Raw genomic sequence first — 4,200 nt, forward strand, 5'->3', positions numbered from 1 at the left:
CGTGGGTGGTCGGCGAGGTGTGGCCGTTCTGGCTGCTGCTGATCTTCTGCCCGCTCTACGTGTGGTGGGCGCTGAGCTCGGCCACGACGTCGGCCGCGAACACCGCCGGGTGGGCGGCAGTGGATGCCGAGCAGCACCCGCGGCTGCATCGCGTGGTGGAAACGACGGCGTTGCGGGCGGGCATCCCGATGCCCAAGGTCGGGGTGATCGACGACCCTGCCCCCAACGCCTTTGCCGCGTCGCTGAGCCCCAAGAACGCGGTGATCGGTGTCACGACCGGCGCCCTCGACCTGCTTGACGACACCGAGCTCGAGGCCGTCGTCGCCCACGAGATCGCGCACATCGTCAACTACGACGGTCGCGTGACCCTCACGACGTTCGCGCTCGTCGGCTCGATCGCCTCGATCGCCGGCATGCTGCTCGTGCTCGGCTGGTCGCTCGTGCAGTCGGTGCTGTCAGAGTTCAAGTTTGGCCTGGGGCTCATTCTCGGGATGCTGGGCCTTCTGATGATCGTGCTCGGCACCGCCTTCGCGGCCGTGGCCTTTGTGCTCGGCCCGCTGATCAGTGCGGCCGTCTCGCGTCGCCGCGAGTTTCTCGCTGACGCGAGTGGCGTTGAACTCACGCGGCATCCAGACGGGCTCATTCGCGCGCTCGAGAAGATTCAGGCGCAGCCGAACACCGTGAAAGCCGCGTCGTTCGAAGTGCGCGGGCTGTTCTTCGTCAACACCATCGGCGAGGGCGTGCTCGCGCAGTGGCTCGGCTCGCACCCGCCTGTCGCCGAGCGGGTCGAGCGCCTTCAGCACATGGGGCTCAGCTTCTAGGGCGAATCTCGTGGTGGCGCGAAAAGCAACCCTGTGTCAACCTCAAGCGTCTTCCCCAACGTCGAAAGGTCATGACCATGCACACCCACCCCTGGCGTGCTTTCGCCGTTGTCGCTGGCGCCACCTTGCTCATGCTCACGGGCTGCACCCCGCCCGCGCCGACTCCCGTGGCGTCGCCGACGGCCGAGTCGGCCACGCCAACCCCCACGCCGACGGAGGAGGTGGTCAGCGCCCCCGCTCCGCGCATCGACCTCACGTGTGACCAGCTCGCCGCGGCGCTACCCCTGGCGGCGACCTTCGCTACCCCGGTTTCGTCGGTATCGCGCGCTCAGACGGAGTATGGCGCGCATCCGTCACGGCCCGAAGAGTATGTCGTGCGAAGCGTGGGTGGCCTCGTGTGTGAGTTCAGCAATGGTGCGCCGCAGAGCCGCGTGCGCGGCGGCAACCCCGCCTACACGGGTGTGCGCGTGCTCGTGCTGCCCGAGCCGGGCGCTCAGTGGGACCGCTACGTCGACTACTACGGCGCCGCCGCAGCGGGCACGCCGTCGTGCTACACCTCGTCAGGCCGAGCCGCGTGCCAGCTCGATGCCCTGGTCGCGAACCGCTGGGTCGACGTGGCCCTCGATGGGGCCGTCACCGAGGCCGCCGGTGCCGCGCTCGCCAACGCTGTCGCCGCCGCGGTGACGGGCGCCGGTGCGGGCGCCGCCGTCTGGACTCCTCCGGCCGACACCCTCCCCCTGCCCGACGACTGCGGCGCGTACATCAGCGGCGCAAGCCTGCAGGCCATCACGGGCGTATCGGTGCCCGTCGAGTCGATCGCGCGCTACGGCGGCGGCTGGAGTCTCTGGGCCGGCGCCGAGGTCATCGACGACTCCCCCTCGTGCTTTCTTGCCTACGCGGATGCTGATGCCGGCATCGGCAGCCTCGACGTGCTGCGCGGCGGTGAGTGGGCGTGGGCCGAGGCCCAGCCGATCGTCGGCTCGACCCCCATCACTGTGGCCGGACTCGGCGCCGATGACGAGGCCTGGATTCGCTGCGGAGCCGGCGACGCCTGGTGCGTCGTCGATATGGTGATCGGCCGCACGTGGGTCGAGCTCTACCTCTCGGAAGACGACTTTGGCGGAGCCTTCGACCAGCGGGCGGCGGCCCAGGCCATCGCCGCCGAGGTTGTCGCCAACGTTCTGCCGTAGGGGGCCCTGACCCCACGACAGGGGGTGCTACCCGCACCCCGTGTGCGTCATGCTGAGAGAACACCAGGTTCGCCGTCGCCCTGTGCGGCTCCGTCACCGTTGGTCGAAACCCGATAGCCCCGCGATGAGGAACCGATGCCCACCACCCACCGCAGTGCACCGCCCACTCGCCGGCCCGCAGACGATCAGGGATTCTCGCTGATCGAACTGGTGGTGGTCATCGTCATCATCGGCATTCTCGCCGCAATTGCTGTTGCGACTTTCCTCGCACAACAGAAACCGGCGCGCGACAGTGCTGCCATCGCCGATCTCGCCAATCTGCGCCTCGCCATGATCAGCTACTCCGTGCCGAATGACGGCGCCTACACCAGCGATCTCGCTGTGCTCACTTCATACGGCTTCGGCCAGTCGACGGCCGCGGCACCGGTGATCACCCTGACCCTCAATGGATTCTGCGCCCAGGTCACGTCAGACGCCGCGACCACCTATTTCGTCACCGAGAACGCAGCACCGACACCGGGCACCTGCACCGTCGATTAGGTCGCACCCTTCGCCGCCGAGGTGGTTGCCACCGTGCTGCCGTAGGTCAGCGCACGTCGAGCGCGAAGGCGAGTTGTGCCTCGCTAAACGCCGGGGCCATCGCCTCGATTTGGCCGATGTCGAGGTCGAGCTCGCGAGCCACATCTCGCCAACGAGCAACCTGCTGGCCCACGCCGCGAACGATCGCGGTGGCCTCGGCATGCGAGAGCGCGAAAGCATCGGCGATGGCGACCAGGTGGCGCAAGTGGCGATCACGCGGGTCATCGTCGGCACTAATCGGCCGTGAGGTGATGACACCGCGCGTTCGCGATGGGTTGAGATCGAACACCGGCGCGAGCCGCCATGCGGTTCGGCCTCGCAGAACAGCATGGTTGCGCCAATGGTCGTCGACGTTGTTGATCAGCACCGTGAGGGCGATGCGGCCGTAGAGCTCGCGCAGGTCGGCTGCCGGGTTTTCGCTGAGCTCGGCAAGAGCATCCGCAAAATCGACGTAGCTCACCGAGCGGCTGTCGTGCTCGCCAATGCTCATGGCGCTCGCGGCCGACAGGTAACCGACGCGCTGACCATCGCGCGTTCGATCAAAGCGATGCGTGATGAGCACCGACGCGCGCGCTCCCGCCGCAATACGGTCGAATCGCGGCACATCAAGACCCGCGCGTGCGGCGATCGTGAGCGCAATAGCCTCCCACGCCTCCACGTCGATAGAGCCGTCTTTCGAGTGCGGCAACTTCGCGATCGCGAGCGTGCCGTCAGCTGCGATCACGTTGGCTTTCGGGCGGGCACCCCCGGGGCTCGTGGCAACGTCAGACAGGTAGGCGATGTCATCGTCAGTCGCTTCGTTCGCGTCGTACCGACGGGCCACCTCGATCACCCTCTCAAGGTCATGCAGTGCCGCGACGCCATGGTCATCAGAGAGCCACGGATGCACACTCGGGTCACCCGCACACAACCGCAGCGCCCCCATGCGCGTGTGGTCGGCGACCCCCACCAGCAGCTCGAAGGGGCCGAGCCGTGCCGAGAGCGACGGGTCGGCCGCGCGACGCCGGGCGTGGTTGGCTTCGACAATCTTTCGCCCCCACTCATCGGGGGCCGCATCGACAAATGCCCCGAACTGCGCGCGCGATTCGTCAGTGTAGAGGCGGCCGGTCGTCAGCGGCAGGTCGGGCGAGAGCGCATAACGGCCGGGGTGCGCGAGGTAGCTGGCCGCATATTGAAACGATGACGACGCCAGTGAGCGCCCGCCTGCGAATGATGCTTCCAGCGTTCCGGCATGCACGGGGGTATCAGCAATGCCATCGAGATAGACCTCGACGCGGTTCATGGGGCACCGCCGCCCGCGATGATCGCGTCGAGCCGTGCTCGCCCTGCCTCTGACCGATAGGGGTCGGCCGACGTCACGACGGTGTCAGCAATGCCTAGTGCGGTCAGCACGGCTATCACGGACTCGAGCCGCGGCGACCCCGTGCCGTTTTCGATATGCCGCAACGTCTCACGCGTGACGAACGCCCGCGCTGCGAGGTCGGTGGCCGATACCCCGTTGAGCTTTCGCCAGGTGCGCACGTGCGCGCCAAACTCACGCAGCAGTCGCTGTTGTCGTGCGGATGCTCGCTGAACCACGTCGCCTCCTGGCAGGTATAGCTGTCAGAATA

At 67.6% G+C, this 4,200-nt stretch carries 5 protein-coding genes; 3 read left to right on the forward strand and 2 right to left on the reverse strand.

Features of this window, described 5'->3' with window-relative positions; all coding sequences use genetic code 11:
- The 3 genes from SFU54_RS05700 to SFU54_RS05710 all read left to right on the forward strand — a co-directional run.
- A partial coding sequence (locus tag SFU54_RS05700) for a M48 family metallopeptidase (protein WP_319015330.1) occupies positions 1-821 on the forward strand: 821 nt, incomplete at its 5' end.
- Positions 822-892: 71 nt separating this feature from the next.
- Positions 893-2,011, forward strand: a complete 1,119-nt coding sequence (locus SFU54_RS05705) for a hypothetical protein (protein WP_319015331.1) — start codon at positions 893-895, stop codon at positions 2,009-2,011.
- 135 nt (positions 2,012-2,146) lie between these two features.
- The gene (locus SFU54_RS05710; RefSeq protein ID WP_319015332.1) at positions 2,147-2,551 is read left to right on the forward strand and encodes a prepilin-type N-terminal cleavage/methylation domain-containing protein; all 405 of its coding nucleotides are present in this window, start codon (positions 2,147-2,149) and stop codon (positions 2,549-2,551) included.
- 46 nt (positions 2,552-2,597) lie between these two features.
- On the opposite strand, the gene SFU54_RS05715 is transcribed toward SFU54_RS05710, so the two are convergent.
- Together SFU54_RS05715 and SFU54_RS05720 are read right to left on the reverse strand one after the other, a co-directional pair.
- Positions 2,598-3,872 (reverse strand): type II toxin-antitoxin system HipA family toxin, encoded by a 1,275-nt coding sequence (locus SFU54_RS05715; protein WP_319015333.1) that lies wholly within the window; start codon positions 3,870-3,872, stop codon positions 2,598-2,600.
- On the reverse strand, positions 3,869-4,168 hold the full coding sequence (locus SFU54_RS05720; RefSeq protein ID WP_319015334.1) for a helix-turn-helix domain-containing protein: 300 nt from the start codon (positions 4,166-4,168) through the stop codon (positions 3,869-3,871). The genes SFU54_RS05715 and SFU54_RS05720 overlap by 4 nt, the downstream gene beginning before the upstream one ends.
- Positions 4,169-4,200 lie beyond the last annotated feature (32 nt).

The sequence above is a fragment of the Microcella sp. genome, from assembly GCF_033763155.1.
Classification (GTDB): Bacteria; Actinomycetota; Actinomycetes; order Actinomycetales; family Microbacteriaceae; genus Microcella.